General features: G+C 66.3%; 22 protein-coding genes and 2 pseudogenes. 12 read left to right on the forward strand and 12 right to left on the reverse strand.

Features of this window, described 5'->3' with window-relative positions; genetic code table 11:
* Positions 1 to 55: 55 nt before the first annotated feature.
* Entirely contained in the window at positions 56 to 943 is an 888-nt protein-coding gene (gene arsM, locus IE307_RS20495; protein ID WP_191299961.1) for an arsenite methyltransferase, read from the reverse strand.
* 80 nt (positions 944 to 1023) lie between these two features.
* Between arsM and IE307_RS20500 the strand changes: the two genes are divergently transcribed.
* Positions 1024 to 1374 carry an ArsR/SmtB family transcription factor gene (locus IE307_RS20500; protein ID WP_191299963.1) on the forward strand — a complete coding sequence of 117 codons (351 nt, stop codon included), beginning with the start codon at positions 1024 to 1026 and terminating at the stop codon, positions 1372 to 1374.
* Between the two features lie 27 nt (positions 1375 to 1401).
* Here the strand turns inward: IE307_RS20500 and IE307_RS20505 are convergent, their stop codons facing one another.
* From IE307_RS20505 to IE307_RS20515, 3 genes are all read right to left on the reverse strand, one after another.
* Positions 1402 to 2376, reverse strand: a complete 975-nt coding sequence (locus IE307_RS20505; protein ID WP_229904917.1) for an ArsO family NAD(P)H-dependent flavin-containing monooxygenase — start codon at positions 2374 to 2376, stop codon at positions 1402 to 1404.
* Entirely contained in the window at positions 2363 to 3436 is a 1074-nt protein-coding gene (gene arsB / locus IE307_RS20510) for an ACR3 family arsenite efflux transporter (protein ID WP_308436376.1), read from the reverse strand. The genes IE307_RS20505 and arsB overlap by 14 nt, the downstream gene beginning before the upstream one ends.
* A 68-nt stretch (positions 3437 to 3504) precedes the next feature.
* Positions 3505 to 3834, reverse strand: coding sequence for an ArsR/SmtB family transcription factor (locus IE307_RS20515; RefSeq protein ID WP_229904918.1), 330 nt, complete (start codon positions 3832 to 3834; stop codon positions 3505 to 3507).
* A gap of 85 nt (positions 3835 to 3919) precedes the next feature.
* On the opposite strand from IE307_RS20515, the gene IE307_RS47450 reads away from it, so the two are divergent.
* From IE307_RS47450 to IE307_RS20525, 3 genes are read left to right on the forward strand one after another with little or no spacing between them, the layout of a single operon-like run.
* Complete coding sequence (locus IE307_RS47450; protein ID WP_308436377.1) at positions 3920 to 4363, forward strand: three-helix bundle dimerization domain-containing protein; 444 nt, start codon at positions 3920 to 3922, stop codon at positions 4361 to 4363.
* Positions 4330 to 4560 carry a low molecular weight phosphatase family protein gene (locus IE307_RS47455; protein WP_308436390.1) on the forward strand — a complete coding sequence of 77 codons (231 nt, stop codon included), beginning with the start codon at positions 4330 to 4332 and terminating at the stop codon, positions 4558 to 4560. The genes IE307_RS47450 and IE307_RS47455 overlap by 34 nt, the downstream gene beginning before the upstream one ends.
* Positions 4561 to 4589: 29 nt before the next feature.
* Positions 4590 to 4991 (forward strand): arsenate reductase ArsC, encoded by a 402-nt coding sequence (locus IE307_RS20525; RefSeq protein ID WP_191299967.1) that lies wholly within the window; start codon positions 4590 to 4592, stop codon positions 4989 to 4991.
* Here the strand turns inward: IE307_RS20525 and IE307_RS20530 are convergent.
* The gene (locus IE307_RS20530; protein ID WP_191299969.1) at positions 4988 to 6181 is read right to left on the reverse strand and encodes an MFS transporter; all 1194 of its coding nucleotides are present in this window, start codon (positions 6179 to 6181) and stop codon (positions 4988 to 4990) included. The two genes, IE307_RS20525 and IE307_RS20530, sit on opposite strands and share 4 nt — an antisense overlap.
* Complete coding sequence (locus tag IE307_RS20535) at positions 6171 to 7502, reverse strand: FAD-dependent oxidoreductase (RefSeq protein WP_191299971.1); 1332 nt, start codon at positions 7500 to 7502, stop codon at positions 6171 to 6173. The genes IE307_RS20530 and IE307_RS20535 overlap by 11 nt, the downstream gene beginning before the upstream one ends.
* A 99-nt stretch (positions 7503 to 7601) precedes the next feature.
* Between IE307_RS20535 and IE307_RS20540 the strand changes: the two genes are divergently transcribed.
* From IE307_RS20540 to IE307_RS47470, 4 genes and pseudogenes are all read left to right on the forward strand, one after another.
* Positions 7602 to 8438 (forward strand): helix-turn-helix domain-containing GNAT family N-acetyltransferase, encoded by an 837-nt coding sequence (locus tag IE307_RS20540; RefSeq protein ID WP_191299973.1) that lies wholly within the window; start codon positions 7602 to 7604, stop codon positions 8436 to 8438.
* Between the two features lie 56 nt (positions 8439 to 8494).
* Positions 8495 to 8836, forward strand: a pseudogene (locus tag IE307_RS47460) (NAD(P)-binding domain-containing protein); the annotation flags it as partial.
* 98 nt (positions 8837 to 8934) lie between these two features.
* Positions 8935 to 9015, forward strand: a pseudogene (locus IE307_RS47465) (hypothetical protein); the annotation flags it as partial.
* A 57-nt stretch (positions 9016 to 9072) separates the two neighbouring features.
* A complete protein-coding gene (locus tag IE307_RS47470; protein WP_308436392.1) occupies positions 9073 to 9507 on the forward strand; it encodes an NAD(P)/FAD-dependent oxidoreductase in 435 nt (144 codons plus the stop codon).
* A gap of 77 nt (positions 9508 to 9584) precedes the next feature.
* Here IE307_RS47470 and IE307_RS20550 read toward each other — a convergent pair whose 3' ends face one another.
* Positions 9585 to 10025 (reverse strand): DinB family protein, encoded by a 441-nt coding sequence (locus IE307_RS20550; protein ID WP_308436378.1) that lies wholly within the window; start codon positions 10023 to 10025, stop codon positions 9585 to 9587.
* Between the two features lie 442 nt (positions 10026 to 10467).
* Between IE307_RS20550 and IE307_RS20555 the strand changes: the two genes are divergently transcribed.
* The gene (locus tag IE307_RS20555) at positions 10468 to 10878 is read left to right on the forward strand and encodes a hypothetical protein (protein WP_191299975.1); all 411 of its coding nucleotides are present in this window, start codon (positions 10468 to 10470) and stop codon (positions 10876 to 10878) included.
* A 164-nt stretch (positions 10879 to 11042) separates the two neighbouring features.
* Positions 11043 to 11879 carry a TIGR02391 family protein gene (locus tag IE307_RS20560; protein WP_191299977.1) on the forward strand — a complete coding sequence of 279 codons (837 nt, stop codon included), beginning with the start codon at positions 11043 to 11045 and terminating at the stop codon, positions 11877 to 11879.
* Between the two features lie 291 nt (positions 11880 to 12170).
* On the opposite strand, the gene IE307_RS20565 is transcribed toward IE307_RS20560, so the two are convergent.
* Both IE307_RS20565 and IE307_RS20570 read right to left on the reverse strand, forming a co-directional pair.
* Complete coding sequence (locus tag IE307_RS20565) at positions 12171 to 12386, reverse strand: hypothetical protein (RefSeq protein WP_191299979.1); 216 nt, start codon at positions 12384 to 12386, stop codon at positions 12171 to 12173.
* A 250-nt stretch (positions 12387 to 12636) separates the two neighbouring features.
* Positions 12637 to 12774, reverse strand: a complete 138-nt coding sequence (locus IE307_RS20570; RefSeq protein WP_191299981.1) for a hypothetical protein — start codon at positions 12772 to 12774, stop codon at positions 12637 to 12639.
* Between the two features lie 293 nt (positions 12775 to 13067).
* On the opposite strand from IE307_RS20570, the gene IE307_RS20575 reads away from it, so the two are divergent.
* Together IE307_RS20575 and IE307_RS20580 are read left to right on the forward strand one after the other, a co-directional pair.
* Positions 13068 to 15152, forward strand: a complete 2085-nt coding sequence (locus IE307_RS20575) for a GNAT family N-acetyltransferase (protein ID WP_191299983.1) — start codon at positions 13068 to 13070, stop codon at positions 15150 to 15152.
* Between the two features lie 106 nt (positions 15153 to 15258).
* A complete protein-coding gene (locus tag IE307_RS20580; protein ID WP_229904919.1) occupies positions 15259 to 15690 on the forward strand; it encodes an ASCH domain-containing protein in 432 nt (143 codons plus the stop codon).
* Positions 15691 to 15760: 70 nt separating this feature from the next.
* Here the strand turns inward: IE307_RS20580 and IE307_RS20585 are convergent, their stop codons facing one another.
* The 3 genes from IE307_RS20585 to IE307_RS20595 all read right to left on the reverse strand — a co-directional run bounded on the left by IE307_RS20585 (position 15761) and on the right by IE307_RS20595 (position 17965).
* Positions 15761 to 16504: a hypothetical protein gene (locus tag IE307_RS20585; RefSeq protein ID WP_229904980.1), complete on the reverse strand. Its 744-nt coding sequence runs from the start codon at positions 16502 to 16504 to the stop codon at positions 15761 to 15763.
* A gap of 451 nt (positions 16505 to 16955) precedes the next feature.
* Positions 16956 to 17261, reverse strand: a complete 306-nt coding sequence (locus tag IE307_RS20590; protein WP_191299987.1) for a hypothetical protein — start codon at positions 17259 to 17261, stop codon at positions 16956 to 16958.
* A gap of 149 nt (positions 17262 to 17410) precedes the next feature.
* Positions 17411 to 17965 carry a VOC family protein gene (locus IE307_RS20595; protein WP_191299989.1) on the reverse strand — a complete coding sequence of 185 codons (555 nt, stop codon included), beginning with the start codon at positions 17963 to 17965 and terminating at the stop codon, positions 17411 to 17413.
* Positions 17966 to 18373 lie beyond the last annotated feature (408 nt).

Raw genomic sequence — 18373 nt, forward strand, 5'->3', positions numbered from 1 at the left:
CAACCCATGGGGGAGACCTATGTCAGGCCTGGGAAACATCCCCCATCGTCGCCGGCTACTGGCAAGCGCACCCTGCAGCTGACTTCGCCTCCGCAGTGGTGACGTTCGGGTCAGTCGACTGCTCATCCGCCTCGCAGCACGCATCAACACCACAGCAAGAACCGGCGCTCTGCACTCGCACTGCGGGAGACACGACATCGAGCGGCTTCGAAGCCCGAACGACGGCGGAGTGCATGCCATCTGCGGCCTGGAAGGTTCGAGTGATCTCAATATCGGCGAAGCCAGCGGCTTCGAGGCCATGGCGGTACTCGGCAAAGGTGAGGGCGCCAGCGATGCAGCTGACGTAGGAGCCGCGTTCGGCTCGTTCAGCCGAGGTGAGGTGGTCGTCGGCGACGACATCGGAGATGCCGAGACGGCCGCCGGGGCGCAGCACGCGGAAGGTCTCAGCGAAGACGGCGGGCTTGTCGACGGAGAGGTTGATGACGCAGTTGGAGATGACGACGTCGATGGTGTTGCCGGGCAACGGGATGGCTTCGATGTTGCCCTTGAGGAACTCGACGTTGGCGGCGCCGGCTTTGGCCGCGTTCGAGAGCGCCAGCGAGAGCATCTCGTCGGTCATGTCGAGGCCATAAGCCTTGCCGGTCGGGCCGACGCGGCGCGCGGAGAGCAGGACGTCGATGCCGCCGCCCGAGCCGAGGTCGAGCACGCGCTCACCTTCACGGAGCTCGGCGACCGCAGTGGGATTGCCACAGCCGAGCGAGGCAGCGACCGCTTCGGCGGGAAGTTCGTCGCGCTGGGCCGCCGGGTAGAGCGCGGCGCCGAAGGTCTCGTCGACCTCGGCGGCCTGACCGCTGCAGCAGCTCCCGCCGCCTGCGGTGACGGCGATCGCGGCGGCGGCGTAGCGGGCTCGGACGGTCTCGCGCAGCTCGGTCTGCTCGCTCATGAGCGGCACCCCTCCAGGTTGTATAGACGTTCGTCTATGTCATGTTTGCACCGGAGGCGAAGTCGCGTCAATATTGAAGTATGTCGAACCAAGGTCAGGGCTGCTGTGCACCGCTGTCAGAGGAGCCACTCGCGAAGGAGCAGGCCGAGGAGATGGCGACGGTGTTCAAGGCGCTCGGTGACCCGGTGCGCCTGCGCCTGTTCTCGATGATCGCGTCGGGGCCGTCCGGCGAGGTGTGCGTCTGCGACCTGACTCCGGCGTTCGACCTCTCACAGCCGACGATCTCGCATCATCTCAAGCTGTTGAAGCAGGCCGGCCTGGTCGACTCAGAACGCCGCGGAACGTGGGTCTACTACCGGGCGCGCCCTGAAACCGCCGACCGGATGGCCGTGCTGCTGGCCAGCGTGAGCGGAGACCGTGCCCCCGCGTAGTCGTAGCGCGTCTGACAGGGCGAAGCATCAGTCGAGTGATGCGGCGATCTTCGCGACGGTGGCCTTCGCGGTGGGCCCGACGCCGATCAGGGTCCCGGATGCGGCACCAGTCCAGCCGCCATACCCGAGCAGATGCAGACGCGGCTCCCCCACCGCAGTCGTTTCGTCCACCGCAACGCGTCCGTGCTCGTTGCGCAGTTGCAACGGCCCGAGGTGACCGAGCGCAGGCCGGAACCCGGTAGACCAGATCACGACATCGGCCTGGGAAAGCGCGGCGATGTCCATCGGTGTGGCCACAAGCAGGCCGCTGTCTCGAGCTTCTCGAACCGGCGGCACAGCCACGATGTCACCGAGTTCGCCGACCCCTCCCGCGCGACGGCTGGCGATGTCGAACAGCGCTTTGCCGTCGATCTCGTCAGGCATGTACCGCGGTGACCGACGAGCCATCCACGTCAGGGAGGCATGCGGCAGGAGGTCGGCGGCGATCTGCGCACCGGAGTTGCCGCCACCGACCACGACGACCTTCTGCCCGGCGAACTCCTGCGGGTCGCGGTAGTCGACGGTGTGCAGCTGGCGGCCCGGCAGCTCCATCAGCGGCCGGAATGGCCGCCACCAGGTGCCGGTCGCACTGATCACGTGCCGCGCGGACCAGGTCCCGGAATCGGTGCGCACCACCAACTCGTCGCCATCACGGCTCACCGAGGTCACGACGACCGGCCGTTGCACGGGCACGTCGTAGCGCTTCTCGTACGCGGTGAGGTAGTCGACCACGTGCTGAGCAGTCGGGTAACCGTCTGAGAAAGCCGGCATCGGCCAGCCGGGCAAGGAGCTGTGGCGCGCGATCGAGAACAGCCGCAGGGAGTTCCACCCGTGCGGCCACGCCCCGCCGGGTACGGGCTGTGCGTCGAGGACCACATGGGACAGACCGGCACGACGCAGGTAGTAGGCGGCGGCCAGCCCTGCCTGGCCGCCGCCGATCACCACGACATCAGACTTCGACACGGGCCGGCCAACGACGTCGCAACCACAGGCTGACGTAGACGAGCCCGACGAGCACGGGCACCTCGATCAGCGGCCCGACGACACCGGCCAGAGCCTGCCCCGAGGTCACGCCGAACACGCCGATCGCGACGGCGATGGCGAGCTCGAAGTTGTTGCCAGCCGCGGTGAACGCCAAGGTCGTGGTCCGCTCGTAGGACAGCCCGGAGGCCTTGCCCAGCGCGTAGGAACCAGCCCACATGATCGCGAAGTAGGCCAGCAGCGGCAGCGCGATCCGGACGACGTCCAGCGGGCGGCTCGTGATGGTCTCGCCCTGCAACGCGAACAGGATGACGATCGTGAACAGCAGGCCGTACAACGCGATCGGGCCAACGCGCGGCAAGTACTTCGACTCGTACCACTCCCGGCCTTTCGAGCGCTCGCCGAGCTTGCGACTGAGGTAACCGGCGAGCAGCGGGATGCCGAGGAAGATCAGCACGGACTGGGCGATCTCCCACGCGGAGAAGTCCACCGAGGCGGTGTCGAGACCCAGCCAGCCCGGCAACAGGTCGAGGTAGAACCAGCCGAGCACGCCGAACATGATCACCTGGAACACCGAGTTCAACGCCACGAGCATCGCGGCCGCCTCGCGGTCACCGCACGCGAGGTCGTTCCAGATGATCACCATCGCGATACACCGGGCGAGGCCGACGATGATCAGGCCGGTGCGGTACTCGGGCAAGTCCGCTAGGAAGATCCAGGCCAGCGCGAACATCAGCGCGGGGCCGAGGACCCAGTTGAGCACCAGCGAGAGCACCATCGTGCGCGTGTCACGGGTGATGGTGTCGAGCTTGTCGTAGCGGACCTTCGCGAGCACCGGGTACATCATCAGCAGCAGGCCGAGGGCAATCGGCAGCGACACCTCGCCGATCTTCACCGCCTCCAGCACTCCCTGCAGGCCCGGTACGAAGCGGCCGAGGCCGAGGCCGACGACCATGGCAAGGCCGATCCACATCGGCAGCAGCCTGTCCAGGAAGGACAGTCGGTGCAGCACGTCCGGTGCCGCGGTTTCCTTGGTGGTCAACTGATTCTCCTGGGTGTGGGCAGAGACCACCGCCCGACGAGGAGCCGGGTCGGGGCGGTTCGGTCAGGTCAGTCGCAGCACGCGCTGGAGTCGCGCAGCGGCCCGCCCGGTGCCAGCACGGCCGCGAGGATGTCGATGGCGGCGTTGTCGATGCGGTACCAACTCCAGGTGCCGCGGCGTTCCCGGCTGAGGACTCCGGCCTGCACGAGGATCTTGAGGTGGTGGCTCAGCGAGGACTGCGGCATGTCGAACTGTTCGGCGAGGTCGCAGAAGCAAGCTTCCTGGCTTTCGGTCCGTCGGACCAGGCCGACCAGGTCGACGCGGATCGGATCGCCCAGTGCCTTGAACAGGCGGGCGGCCGTCGTCGAGCCGAGCAGCGTCTGGTCCGGGCTGGTCATGGGCAAGACCATAGCCGCTTGGATTGACAAAAGTCGATACACCGAGTGTGATCTGCATCGACGAACTTCGGTCCAAGGAGATCTGATGTCCCGCACCAGCGGACTCCCCCAGCACGAGCTCAGCGCCCAGCTGCTCCGGATCACCGACGAACTCTCCGACAAGTTCCACGGCGTGTTCGGCCGCGAGACCGTGGCCAAGGTCGTGGACGAGACCTACGACCTGCTCGCCGAGAACGCCACCGTCACGACCTATCTGCCGGTCCTGACCGCGCGATTCGCCAAGCAGAGGCTGACCGACCAAGGCCGCGCCGACGGCCTGACCACCATCACGGTGCCGCAGGTGCTGTTCATCTGCGTGCACAACGCAGGCCGCTCCCAGATCGCCGCCGCACTGCTGGAGCACCACGCGTTCGGCAAGGTCTCCGTGCGTTCGGCAGGCAGCAAGCCCACTGGCACCATCCCCAGACCGTCACTGACGCGCTCGCCGAACTCGGCATCGAGCTCACCGAGGCGTTCCCGAAACCGCTGACCGACGAGGTTGTGCGCGCCGCCGACGTCGTGGTCACCATGGGCTGCGGCGACTCCTGCCCGGTCTACCCCGGCAAGCGCTACCTCGACTGGGACGTCGCCGACCCGGCGGGCGCCTCGCTCAACATCGTCCGCGATGTCCGCGACGACGTCGACCGCCGCGTGCGCGGCCTGCTGTCCGAACTGCTCCACGACTGAGAAATCCGCTGGGAACAAGGAGAACTGACGTGTCGAAGACCCCCGAAGTGCTGTTCGTCTGTGTGCACAACGCCGGCCGGTCGCAGATGTCGGCGGCACTGCTGCAGCACTACGGCATGGGCCGCATCGCCGTCCGCTCAGCAGGTTCCGAACCTGCCGAGAAGGTCAACCCCGCAGCCGCGGCCGCCCTGGCCGAGTGGGGCCTGGACATCACCGCCGAGGTCCCGTCGAAGCTCACGACCGAGGACGTCGAGGCGTCCGATGTCGTGATCACCATGGGCTGCGGCGACACCTGCCCGGTGTTCCCCGGCAAGCGCTACCTCGACTGGCAGCTCGACGACCCGGCCGGCCAGGGCATCGACGCGGTGCGGCCGATCCGTGACGACATCGACCGCCGCGTGCGCGGCCTGGTCGCCGAACTGCTCGACTAGCGACGCGGGACGCTGGCGGTCGACAACGCGGCCGCCAGCACCCCGATCACGCCCAGCACCACGAACACCGCGGGGTAGCCGCCGAGCCACCCGGCCATGGCGCTGCCCGCCCACGGCGCGATCGCCGCGGTCAGCATCACCGGCACGGCGAGCAGCCCGCTCAACCGTCCGGAATGGACGGCACCCCACCGGTCGGTGACCGCGGTCGCCTGCACCAGCGTGAAGATCCTGCGCGCGACTCCAGCGAGCACCGAACCGGCGATGAGCAGCAGCGCCGGGCCGGGCAACAGCCCGAGCAACGTCGTCACCACCGCACTCACCAGCAGGACGAGTGCGGTCCGCGTGCGCACTGACGTCCTCGCGGTCAATCTCGTGTAGCCGAGCCGACCGAGGACCTGGCCCACCCCACCGAGGCCCAAGGCCACCGCGGCCGCTGATGTCGACATCCCACGTTCGGTCAGCAACGGCACGAGGTTGACCACGACCGCGTAGACGCTGAACGCGGCCAGACTCATCGCGATCGTCAGCACGGTGAACGGCCTGCTTCGTGCCACCACCGACGGATGGTGCTTCGCCTCGTGCTCGATCTCCGGCCACGCCAGCCGCAGCCCCAACAGGTGCAGCGGAATTGTGGTGCCCGCGAGGACACCGGCGAGAACGAGGTAGGTCCCGCGCCAGTCTAAGTGGGTGTTCAGCACGGCGGTGAGCGGCGCGAACACCGTGCTGGCCAATCCCGCGACCAATGTGAGCGCGGTCAGCGCCGACACCCGCCTCGCGCCATACCAGCGCGTGAGCGCGGCAAACGCGGGAGCGTAGAACACCCCGGCCATCGCGACACCGATCAGCAGCCACGCCACGGTGAACCACGCCAGCGATCGCGCGGTCGCCATCATAACGACCGCCGGCACCGCGACGATCGAACCGGTGGTCATAATCGCGCGCGGCCCGTGCCGGTCGAGCAGCCTGCCCACCGGAACGCCGACGAGTCCCGCCACGATCTGACTCGCGGAGAACCCAGCGGTGATCGCGGCATGCGACCAACCAATCCGCTCGCCGATCGTCGGCAGCAACACCGGGAACGCGTAGTACAGGATCCCCCAGCTGATGATCTCCGTGGTGCACAGGACGATCAGCACTCGGCGGAGCCCGGCGTCGGTGCCGGGCTCCACTGCCGCGGTGTCAGCGGGCACTAGGCGCGAGCCCGATCGTCAGCACACCGTTCTCCGGCGAACCGCAGCAGCCGCCCTCGTTCTTCTGCGTCTCCGGCGCGTCGAACACGCCCGCGCCACCGCAGACCCCGGTCTCGGGCAGCACGAGTTCAACCCGTCCAGCGGCTTCGTGGTCACCGGCGATCGCGGCCACGACTGAACGAGCCTGCTCGTACCCGGTCAGCGACAGGAACGTCGGCGCGCGACCATAGCTCTTGATGCCCACGAGGTAGACGTTCGGCTCGGGGTGACGGAGTTCGGCCTCACCATGCGGGTAGACGGTGCCGCAAGAGTGGACGTTCGGGTCGATCAGCGGCGCAAGCTTCTTCGGCGCCTGTAGCACGGGGTCCAGGTCGAGGCGAATCTCCGACAGCCACGACAAGTCGGGCCGGAACCCGGTCAGCACGACGACCTCGTCGACACCCTCGACCCTGTGCCCGTCGAACGACTCCAGCGTGAGCGTTCCGTCCTCCCCGCGTTCGACAGCCGCCGTGCGGAACCCGGTCGCGGTCGTGATGTGCCCGGCCTCGGCCGCCTTCTTCGCGCGCAGACCCAACGCACCGCGCGCCGGCAGCTGGTCGGCCTCGCCACCGCCGAACGCGTTGCCGACCGCTCCGCGGCGCAGCAGCCAGACGATCTCCGTGTCCGGCTCCTGCTCGGCGAGCTCCGCCAAGACCACCAAGGCCGTCAGTGCGGAGTGACCGCTACCGGCGACCGCGATCCGCTTGCCCGCATATCGAGCGCGCTCTGCCACGAGGTCGGGCACGCGGTAAGTGATCTGCGCGGCTGCGGCCTTCTCTCCCACCGCGGGAAGTCCGTCGCCACCGAGCGGGTTCGGCGAGCCCCACGTGCCGGACGCGTCGATCACCGCACGTGCCGTGATCCGCTCCTCACCGTGGGCGGTCTGCACGTGCACGGTGAGCGGCTCGTCCTCGCGCCCGGAGTCGACGATCCGGTCTCGGCCACGGCGAGCCAGGCCCACCACGCGCGCCCCGAACCGAACCCGATCGCCCAGTACCTCGGCCAGCGGCCGCAGGTAGCTCTCCACCCACTCCCCACCGCTCGGGTAGGCGTCACCGTCGGGCCGCACCCAACCGGCCTCCTTCAGCAAGCGCTCGGCCGCCGGATCGACGAGCTCACTCCACTGCGAGAACAGCCGAACGTAGTTCCACTCAGACACGGCCGCACCGGCACGAGCGCCCGCCTCCAGCACGAGCACCTGCTCGCCCCGCTCGACCAAGTTCGCCGCCGCGGACAAACCCGCAGGTCCGGCACCCACCACGACGACCGGCAACTCGCTCACCACACACCCCTTGAATCGATGGATTTCAAATCAACACGGCGGACTCTATCGACCCGGATCGATTGACGCAACCATCGATCTGCGTCGATACTTCAGCCCATGACGACGACAGCGCCCTCGCCGGCCGTGCTGCCTGCCGACGACGCCGCGACCTACGCGGACTGGTTCGCGTGCCTCGCCGAGCCGACCCGCGTGCGCCTGCTTCACGCCGTGGCGACCGCGGGACGTTCGATGACCGTCGGCGAGCTGACCGAACTGGTGGGCATCAGCCAGTCCACTTGCTCACACCACGTGCGCAAACTCGTGGAGGTGGGCTTCCTGCGCCAGCACAGGGAGGGCACCGCGACCCACGTCAGCGTGAACCCGTCGTGCTGCACCGGCCTGCCCCACGCCGCCGACGTCGTCATGGGCATGCTCGCACCGCGCCCCTGCTGCCCGACCGACCTCCCGGCGGACGTCCTGGTGCGCCCGCTGGAAATCTCCGACTGGAACGCCGTGCGCCGCATCTACGGCGAAGGCATCGCGACGGGTGACGCAACGTTCGAAACCGAGGTTCCCCTGCGCAGGGCGCTGGACGCCAAATGGCTCCCGGACCACCGCTGGATCGCCGAGGTCGACGGCAAGGTCGCAGGCTGGGCCGCGCTCACCGCAGCGTCCACACGGGACTGCTATGCAGGAGTCGCCAAGACGTCCGTTTACGTGGGCAAGGGCTTCCGCAGCCGTGGCGTCGGCAAAACCCTGGTGCACAAGCAGGTCACCGCCGCCGACGAGGCAGGCTTGTGGACGTTGCAGACCTCGATCTTCCCCGAGAACCGCACAAGCCTCGCCCTGCACCACTCCGCGGGCTTCCGCACCCTCGGCGTCCGCGAACGCATCGCGCAGCACCACGGTGTGTGGCGCGACACCGTCTTTCTCGAACGTCGCACCGCCAACTAACTCCCCGCCCACCACCAACCGTCGCCGCCCTCGGCGACGGCTACTTCGAGGTGCCCATGAACAGCCACAACGCCATCGTCATCGGCGGCGGCCAGTCCGGCCTCGCCGCCGCCCACGCCCTCATCACGCGAAGCCTTCACCCGCTCGTACTCGAAGCCGGCGACGACCCCGTCGGCTCCTGGCCGTACTACTACGACAGCCTGACCTTGTTCTCCCCAGCCAGATACAGCGCCTTACCCGGCCTACCGTTCCCCGGAGATCCCGAGCACTACCCGCATCGAGACGAAGTCGTCGACTACCTGCGCTCGTACGCCAAACACCTCGACGCCGACATCCGCACCGGCTACCGGGTCACCGAGGTCCTGCACGACAACGACTACCGCGTCGCCACCCCCGAAGGCACCTTCACGGCGCCGGTCGTCTTCGCCGCGACCGGAGGCTTTGGCAACCCACACCGCCCCCTCTCCCAGGCCTCGAAGACTTCCCCGGCACCGTCCTGCACGCCGCGCAATACCGCACCACCGAGCCGTTCCACGGTCAGCGCGTCATCGTGGTCGGCGCCGGCAACTCAGCGATCCAGATCGCCACCGAACTCGCCGAAAACGCCCATGTCACACTCGCCACCCGCAAACCGGTGAAGTTCTCCGCACAACGCCCGTTCGGCCGCGACCTCCACTTCTGGCTCGACCGCACCGGCCTCGACTACCTCCCGATCGGCCCGTTGCTGCCCGACGGCTTCACCACCCCGGTCCTGGACACCGGCGTCTACCGCACCGCCCTCGACCGGCGCCGCCCAGACCGTCGTTCGATGTTCACCGCACTGGAGGGCTCCAAGGTCGTCTGGCCCGACAAGCAGCGCGAGCACGTGGACGCGATCATCCTGGCCACCGGATACCGCCCCGACCTCCCTTATCTGGCCAAGCTCGGCACCGGACACGATCGTGGCCTGTCCCGCCGCCACCGCGGACTCGGCTTCGTCGGCCTCGAATGGCAACGTAGTCTCTCCTCCGCCACCCTGCGCGGAGTCGGCCGCGACGCCGCACATGTGGTGCATCGACTGCTCAGGTGATGTCAATCAGCTGAAGGACAGCTGCTCGCGGTGGAAGTCGAAGTGCTGCACCGGAAAACGGTACAAGTCCGCCACCGTCATGAACTCGTGGAAGAACGGATCCCAACGCGTTGGGTACGGCACACCTCGTGCGAGGCTGACGGAGTTCTCCGTCCAAGTCGCCGATGCAACGCCGCGATGGTGCGGTCGCACAGAGCAATCATCGCGATTCGAGGCATCACGCTGCCACCGAGCCAGGAGCCCGCGGAGTTGACCACGTCAAATGGCTTCGTGCCCGCGTTGAGCAGCGTGGCCCAGCCACGGCCAACCCACGCTGGCAACCGGGAGATCGCCTTGGTCAAGGTCAGCAACGCATGCATGATCAGGAACCCGAGCAGCATGTGGAACAGCAGCTGCCGGTTGGTCCACCGCGTGCCACCCGAACGACGTCGCAGCACGTCGACCGCAGCACCGTCCAGGAGCGTGCGAAAAGTCGTCCTCGCACGCTCGAAGTCATCGTGAACTGCCTGCCTGTCCACGGTCTCAGTGTGGTCCGTAAGTCGCGGGATGGAAGCCGCTAAGAGCGGTGCGATTCAACGAAATTTGCGTTGGCGAAGGTCAGTTGCGATGGCTGGACGGAAGCAGCGGCGCCCTTCTGTGAGTTGCAGGCGTGAGCCCCGGCGTGGGCGACCGCATCCGCCGCTAGACGGGGTGCCACGCCAGCTCTGTCAGATGTTCGGACCTTATGCCGGGAAGGTGACGAACTCTTCGTCGCCTTCCCGGCCAGCAGCCGCCCCAGGTTGTCGCCCTAGCCGAGCCGGAGTTGCCTGATGAGCTCTGATCGATCGTTCGTCATGCCAGCAGCTGAGCAGCCAGCACCGACAGAAACGATCCCCCGGCAACGCGAGGGCCGGAAGATCACCCGATCGTGTCCGCGCGATTCCGGGGACAGCGAGCTGAGCGTGTTTAGGGTTCGGGAACATGAGCGAGACCAGGGACCAGCAGGTCAAGCGGGTTGTGGAGGCCATGGCCGTCTCCGTTCTGGCCGCAGGGGTCACAGCACTGACGAGCAGCAAGATGCACCTGGAGTTGAACTTCAACGCCGCCTGGCATAAGTGGCCTAGGGCTGACCAGTTCCCTGGTATCACAAGCTTTCACGACCCAGGCAACCTGTTCTGGCTTGGTCAGCGGCGGTCCGCCCGCTGCAAGGGCGTGTTCGCTGCCTGGGAGGACGCCGGCCCCTGGACTAAGCCCGTTCTCATGCAGGACTGGTCCTTCGAAGAGTTTCTCGAAGACTTGGCCGACGAGAACGTCTCGGCAAGCGACTGGCAGCAACTCGGTCAGCTGTACGTCGAGGGGTTCAAGCCAGAACAGCTCATTCGGGCGACCTGATTTCCCGGCAGTCGAGGAAACCCATCCGCGATCGTGGTGCCACCGCACAGAACCTTCTACTTGCTCCGAACGCACCGGCCAAGCAGGGACTGCCAGGTCGACACACCTCAAAACCACGTTTATAGGTGTGCAGGTGAAGTGCTGGGCATGGCACGATTCGTCAGGTGGAAGCACGCAAGAACCCCGTGTACCTGAGGTCGATCGCCGCGGCGGTAAAGGAGTTCCGCGCCGCGCTGGACGAATTCCTTGAGCTGCACGTGCGCAACGAGGGTCCTGGGGGCTGGGGAGGTATCGCCCGTGGGATAGCCCCAGCGGTACTTCCCCGCGAAGGCGTTGAGCCCGATGAAATCGAGCGGCTTCGAGCGAAGGTCTCGCGACTGTCTGGGCTGGCCGGTGCTGCGGTCGGGCTCACCAACACCTGGGTCAAGGTGCAAGGCGTCGGAGTAGTCGATCCGATCGCCGCCTGGCAGACGATCACACAACCGAAACCGGTACTGGAGGCTCCCGATGTCCTCGGCGCCTGCGATCAGGCTTTGGGCAGGCTGGACGGCCTGATTCTTGAGGCCGAAGCCGAGATGCCGCCGACAGTGGGTGCTGCGGCTATGCACCCGGTGGTCTGGGGTGCGGCCGCACGGCTGTGGCGTGACGGTCACTTCCGGGAGGCTGTGGCCGGCGCAGCCGAGTCAGTCGTCATGATGGTCAAGTCCCGCACCAAGCGCTTCGACCTGGCTGCAACGCCGCTGTGGCAGGAGATCTTCTCCGACAGGCCTCCACAACCGGGCAAACCCCGCCTTCGCTGGCCAGGAGATCCGGCAGACCAGGACGTCAGCACGATGAACTCGGGCCTGCGGTTCCTCGCACCCGGAATCCAGATGACGATCCGCAACAACGCCGCGCACGGCGTCGGTGAGCTCGCGGAACAGGCTGCTCTGGAACGGCTGGCGGCGCTGAGCTTGCTGGCACGCTGGGTTGACGAATGTGACCTGAACGAAGCCACCTAATCGATATGCCTGGGGCCGCAGAACCATGCTGCGAGCCATGAGTCTTCGCTTACGAGCAGACTGTTCGGTCCACGGTTGAAATGACTGCGCCGCAACGAATCAGCCTCGCGGTGCGTGCGCACCCGCCGATATCCGGCTTCAGCATGATCGCCGTGCCGTGATCGTTGAGGGCGGAGTGTTTGGCGGCTGCTTTGATCAGTCCTGCTGTCCCGGACCGTGCGGGAGTGAACAGGCGACACCGCGCGGCCTGGTGGGCCCAGTTGACAACCTGGGCCCACTAAGCCGCTCGCACTAGCGGACCAACGTGTGCGCGACGATCAGCGCACCAGCCACAGCACCGAGACCGGCGAGCACTGCTCCAGGAGCGTTGCCGTACGCCAGGAAGGTCAACGAGCCGGCGACAACCCCGCAGACGAAGGCGATCAGCAAGATCACCGCGGTGCGGAGACTGATGAACTCCGGCGCCGCCGTGGCGGTGGCCAGGTGCTGCGGGCACGCGCTACCCACAGAAGGGTTGGTGCCGGAGGAAGAGGTAGGTCCACAGGTCATCTGGTGCTCCCATCTACTTGATCGCAGGCGTCAGCAACTGCTGACGTCTACTGCGATCCAGTCGCCCAAAATGGGAGCGCCGTCCTGCTGCGCCTCACCAGGTTGACATGCCGATGTGGGTTTGACAAGCGAGCCATTACGACTCGACAGCAGACCGATTCAACTACCTTATGGATCTAGGTTCGTCACGTGCACCAGCCTTGCTGCGTCAACGGCGAACGAGCGGCCAGTTCGTGTTCGCGATCGCGTGCACGGCGGCGACGCAGGCCTTCGGACTGGCGCGGCCGCCAATGGTGATCACGTCGGCACTGTCACATGCGTCGATGATGCCGCCCTCGAGGGACATCGCCCCAAACTGCCCGCGGAGCACTGGAACGCCCCAACGTCGTAGTTGTTGATCTTGCTGAGGCCACCGTATTCGTCAATGCGGTTGAAATTCACACGCGAGGAACAGCTGGCCAGCACATATCCGAGATTGCCAGGTTTCGGTACAGAAATTATGCAGAGCACGCGAACATCAGTGCGACTGACGCCGCGATTCACATAGAACCGAACACTTGTGCGCCTGCAAATAGGCCTGTCAGGTGACTGATCAGCGCATACGGGCCGAGGTCGACGCAGGTGAGTCACACTGCGATGATGTCGACGAAGTCCCCGAACGTGGTCATCGAGGTCGTGGCCGGTAGCGACGCCGCGATGATCGAACGCACGGTCGAACTCGGCAACAGGTCCAAGAAGACGCTCGGCCTCTTCCCGCGCGAAGCGTATTTCGAGTACGCGACAAAAAGCTGCCTGCTCGCGGCGACCTGCGACGGTGAACTAGTCGGCTACGCGCTGTTCCGCCTGCCGCGCAACGAGGTCACGCTTGTGCACCTCTGCGTCGACAAGCCCTTCCGGGAGAAGGGCGTGGCGCAGCTGCTCGTCAACGAGGTGAGTCGTCGGCACCGGGCGAGGCTGGGCGTCCGCGCGAAGTGCCGCGACAGCTACGCCGACATCCAGCGTGTGTGGCGCGGGCTCGGCTTCAAACACCTCGGGCGCGCACGCGGTCGCGGGGAGGACAAGGCTCCGATGACGGTGTGGTGGCTCGACCATGGGCACGCCAACCTGTTCACGCCGGTGGACGAGCCAACAGAGCTAGCCGTGGCGATCGACGTCAATATCCTGATGGACCTGCACACCCGCAAGAACCATCCCCAGGCGGAGCGGTCGCTGGTATTGCTAGCACCCGACGTAGCGGACCGGATCGAGATGGTGGTGCCGCACGGACTCGAACGCGACCTCGACCGGCACTCGGCCGACTCGCTAAGCAGGCTGGCCGACGTCGCCGCGCGTTACCGGCGCCCGAGCGGGCCACCGAAGCGAGCCGAAGAACTACATGAGGTGCTGCTCGACGCGGTGCGATCAGCCGCCCCTGATCGTGCGCTGACCCCGCAGGACGCAGGAGACCTGTGGCACCTCGCCGAGACCGCCGCGGCAGGCATCCAGGTGTTCCTGACCTGGGACGAACGATTGCGCTCTCAGGTAGCTCCGCTGCTCGCGCGGCTCGTCGCCTTCCCAGAACTCGCGGCGTTGCGCGTGATCGACCCGCACCACCTGGTCGTGCACCTCGACGAACTGGCCCACTCGGTGGCCTACCAGCCCCGGACGCTGGCCGGCAGCTCGTTCAGTACCGAGCTCGCGAACGCGCAGTCCGAGGCCGTGCTCTTGACCTTCCTGGACAGGCGTGGCGGCGAGACGAGGCAGGAACTCAAGTCCCGACTGAACGCGCTGGCCCGCGCGCCCCGCTCCCATTCCATTGTGCGCGCAGGCGACGGTACGGCCGTCGGCTGCTACGCCTCGATCGTCGATGACCAGGTCCTCAAGGCACCGCTGCTGCGCGTCTTGGACCACCCGGACGCCGACACGATGGCCCGCTATCTGCTCTGGACCTTGCGGCTGGAAGCACGGAACCAGGGCGCCCGTGTGGTGCGCATCGAAGACCCGTACCTCTCGCCCGCGATCGAGCGTGCAGCGAGCCATGAGAGCTACCAGCGCATCAACGGCACATGGCACAGCTGGGTGATCGAAGCCGCCGGAAGCAGCACCCAGGTCAGCTCCGCCGTCTCCGCAGCACAGGCCCAAGTCGGCCTCGGGCCTGCCGCCCTGCTTCCGCCTCACCTCGCCCCCGAATCGGCCGCGCAGTACGAACGGACCTGGTGGCCCGCCAAGATCACCGATAGCGAGCTACCGCATTTCGCCGTAGCGATCCAGCCGCGCTGGAGCGCTGAACTCCTCGGCGAACCGCAGACTCTTACTCACCGGCCGACCACGTTGGCTCTCGGCCGCGAGCACGTCTACTACCGCGGTAATCACCCGAGCGTGCTCAAAGCCCCCGGCCGCCTGCTGTGGTACCTGACGCAGGACGCCTCAACCGGTGGCGGACGCTTCATCGGCACGTCTCTGCTCGACGCGATCGACATCGGAGCGCCTTTGGAACTCCACGAGCAGTTCGCGCACTACGGGGTCTTCACCTTCGCGGACATCGACGGTGCTGCCGGCGAACGTGGTAGCGCGCAAGCACTTCGGGTTTCCTACACCGAACTGTTCCCACGTCACATCCGCTGGCCCGAGTACTTCGACCTGATCCAGTCGATGGACGGTCCGAAACAGATCCAGGGACCCGTCCGGATGCCGACCGCAACGTTCGCCGCGATCTACGAACTGGCGAACCCGCCAAAGCGGTGACGCTCTCCGCGATCATCGCAGTGCAACATCACTTCTTGACCGCCGACCGCTAAGGTCACCCCCTGTGACTGCTACAGCGGTGGAACCGAGCACATGGACACCTGCTGTGCGTCCTTTGCTGATGTCGCTGCGTCCGCGATTCGCGGAAGCCATCCTGGACGGCTCCAAAACCATCGAACTTCGCCGCACCAGGTTGTCGGCGCCGGATGGAACGCACCTGATCCTCTACGCGAGCTCGCCCGTGATGGCCGTCGTCGGCACAGCCGTACTCGTCGGTCGCGACACGGACACGCCGGCGCGAATCTGGCGACGCCACCGCAAGCACGTCGGACTGCTGAAGGCCGAGTACGACGAGTACTTCGAAGGCTCTGAACTCGCCACCGCCGTCCACGTTGGAGAGCCGCGAAGGCTTGCTGCCCCCTGGCCGCTGTCCGCGCTACGGGACGCCGCCAAGTTCCAACCGCCCCAGAGCTACAGGTTCGTCTCCGACGACGACCCAGCGCAGCTACGCGAACTGGTTCCCGCGTACCTCCCCTAAGAAGTTCGTCCGCCCCGCGCCGGAGCAGGGCTGTTCTCCTCGTCCAAGGCAGCGGCGAACGAAGACACCCTCAGGCAACCCCAGCCATGTCAAGGCTCTCAGCGTCGCGCTGAGGCATTCCGCCCACCCGATCACTCGCGGCACTCGCGTCGAACTCCGCGCGAATGATCTTGACCAGTTGACGTGCCGGGATAGCTCCGATGCGCAACCGGGCGCGCAAGTTCTCCGCGGAGATCGGTTTCTGATGTTCAGCACGGTGAGCGACATCCTCCTCGCGCGCACGATCGAGATGCTGCTCGATCGGGTGCCCGTAAGTCGCTCGCACGCTTGGCTGCTGAGAAAGTGACTCTTGCCCCTCACCTGGATTCAACGATGAGTGGGCCTCCACAACCGACTCTGCCAGGCAACGGCGGGTCTCGACGTCGCTGATAGACTCAACCATCGACGGAGTAGCAACATTGATTGCTCCCAGGACATTTGGGCCGACCTCCGCCCAGCCGATCAGCAGCAGCGGGCCCACCGCGTCGAAGGCAGCCTTGCCGTACTGCCCGTCGATGAGAGGTTCCGCCACGTTCAGGGCAAGACTCACCGTGCTCGCGAAGATCAACAGCCGCCGGGCCGGCTGAAGCAGATCTGGTGGTGCGTCGACTAGCGCCAGGTGCCGCAGCGCGAGAACCAGTCCGAGGATCGAGAGGTCAACCGCGGGCGCTATGAGCGGCGCGACCCAGGGCGTCACGCCGAGCCGCAGAGCAAGGTTGAGGACGTTGCCAAAGCCGAACAAGAACGTGAGGCCCACGACCGTTCCCATGATCACGGTGACCACCCGAACGACAGCGCCAGAACTCGCCGTCGAGGTGTGCCTTGCGCTGCTCATCAGGCACCGCCTCCAGGGTCATCGACCTGAAAACTACCCTCGATCACCAGCATCTCGCCGGATACTCGCTGGTCAGGCGCGGGACCGTCTGTGTGCAGCCCTGCCGGGGGCACCACACAGAGCTGCTCGCCACGAACAGAGCGTTGCTTCGGAAGGGCCGCGACCGCCTCGCACAACGGTCACGACACCTCGTCGGGCAAGAAGGTCGAGGTCGACCCCGACGATGGGCAGGTAGTCGAGCAGCACCTCGGTGGCGACTTCCAGGCTGAGAAGCAGGTTGGTCGTTCGTCCGGTTCTCGCGCAGCGCTCGTTCCACTGCTGCGATCTGGTTCTCCCGGTCGCCTTCCAATGCCTTGCTCCTGATCGGCCCTTCCGGCCGCGAACAGCTGCGTCAGTAGGGACCGAACACCTCGTGCACCAGGAACCTGTTGACGCCGATCAGCCGCTCGTCCTCGCGCACGCGGAACATGGGTGGATGTCCGTGAGGTTGGTAGGCCTTCTTGGGCTGGCAGCCGTAGTGGATGGTCCCGGCGTGGTTCGCGTTGCTGATCAGCCGCCGATGGCAATGCACGCAGGACGTGTAGCTCCGCAGCCGATAGACCCGCTTCGAATCCGGGGCGGTGTTCAAACCGGGCTTCGTCCGCAACCGTTCGCGGCGAGCCGAGGCCTGCTGCGCCTGGACGACCGACCGGCTCATCCACCAGAGTCCGGGGTAGCCGTCAGGGCCGCAACCACCGGATCGTTGGCACACGAGGTCATCCACGCATTCTCGGCCAGCGGCCGCTGACCGCCGCGAACCCGTTGATATTGAACATGATGCTTCAGCAGCAGACTGTCGGTTGCCGTTCAGATCTTGGGAAGATGCAGACCCAAATCGGCGCCCCGCGGATCGGTCAATGTGCGCATCGCCTCGACCAGTGTTGTATACACCGGGTTAGGTTCCGCGTTTTCCCAGTCCCCGTCGCCCTCATCCCAGTTCTCAGCGAGATGGCCGGCCTTGGCTGGCGCGAACAGCCACCACAGGTTCTGCCACGGGTCTCGGAACCGCGCGATGTCGTAGCCGCCGTAGAAGGGGGACACGTCCGTGATCACGGTCGCTCCCCGCTCGCTTGCTCGGGTGAGCACGGCAACGGGGTCGGAAACGTACACCTGCGTGAATGCAGGGGTGAACGGCCAGTCCGCCTTCCTGTCCGCGACCATCAGGAGAGAGTTCCCGATCCTGACTTCTGCGTGGATCAAGGAACCGTCGCCTGCGGCATAGTCGGGAGCTCGCGCCTCTGGGTCTTCGACGGCGTCGAAGACATGCTGCAGGAACTCGATGAGATCGGCCGCGTGGTCCGTGATCACGAAGCCGTTGACGGTGTTCCGTCCTTCAGGTTCTGGTGCCTGCATGTCATTCATGTAGGCACAGTAGGACGCATTGCGGTCGGTCGGTGTCCGCAATCAGCCATGATTGCGCAGCAGGCACGGGCACTCGCAATAATCACGAAGCTCAGCAAATTCATGATCATCAAGGCCGTGCCTGCACCCCCGCTCCGGGTGATCAACCGTCGACGCGTCGACGGCATCCCTCGCAGCGCCTTGGCGTACATGCAAGCTTCGAATCAGCGCAGGTCACAGGTGTCACGCAGGCGGCCATAGTTGACAAAAGCAAGGAAGCCTCGCGTTTCGTGAACTCGTTGAACCGAACCCGCCGCCAAACTTGCTGTGGGTCTGCCTCCTATCGCGGCAACTCATGACAGCTTGCTCAACCCGGATGCCGACCGCATTGCCGGCGTCTTTTCCGATGAGGAGCGCCTGCCGCGGCGG

Origin of the sequence: Lentzea cavernae (genome assembly GCF_014653695.1) — a bacterium.
GTDB lineage: Bacteria > Actinomycetota > Actinomycetes > Mycobacteriales > Pseudonocardiaceae > Lentzea > Lentzea cavernae.

Coding starts and splice junctions, on each gene's coding strand:
- IE307_RS20555 (WP_191299975.1), top strand. CDS start 10,468: ATGAGCGAGACCAGGGACCAGCAGGTCAAGCGGGTTGTGGAGGCCATG.
- IE307_RS20595 (WP_191299989.1), bottom strand. CDS start 17,965: ATGAATGACATGCAGGCACCAGAACCTGAAGGACGGAACACCGTCAAC.
- IE307_RS20590 (WP_191299987.1), bottom strand. CDS start 17,261: ATGAGCCGGTCGGTCGTCCAGGCGCAGCAGGCCTCGGCTCGCCGCGAA.
- IE307_RS20515 (WP_229904918.1), bottom strand. CDS start 3,834: ATGACCAGCCCGGACCAGACGCTGCTCGGCTCGACGACGGCCGCCCGC.
- IE307_RS20575 (WP_191299983.1), top strand. CDS start 13,068: ATGTCGACGAAGTCCCCGAACGTGGTCATCGAGGTCGTGGCCGGTAGC.
- IE307_RS47450 (WP_308436377.1), top strand. CDS start 3,920: ATGTCCCGCACCAGCGGACTCCCCCAGCACGAGCTCAGCGCCCAGCTG.
- IE307_RS20540 (WP_191299973.1), top strand. CDS start 7,602: ATGACGACGACAGCGCCCTCGCCGGCCGTGCTGCCTGCCGACGACGCC.
- IE307_RS20570 (WP_191299981.1), bottom strand. CDS start 12,774: ATGTCCCTCGAGGGCGGCATCATCGACGCATGTGACAGTGCCGACGTG.
- IE307_RS20500 (WP_191299963.1), top strand. CDS start 1,024: ATGTCGAACCAAGGTCAGGGCTGCTGTGCACCGCTGTCAGAGGAGCCA.
- arsM (WP_191299961.1), bottom strand. CDS start 943: ATGAGCGAGCAGACCGAGCTGCGCGAGACCGTCCGAGCCCGCTACGCC.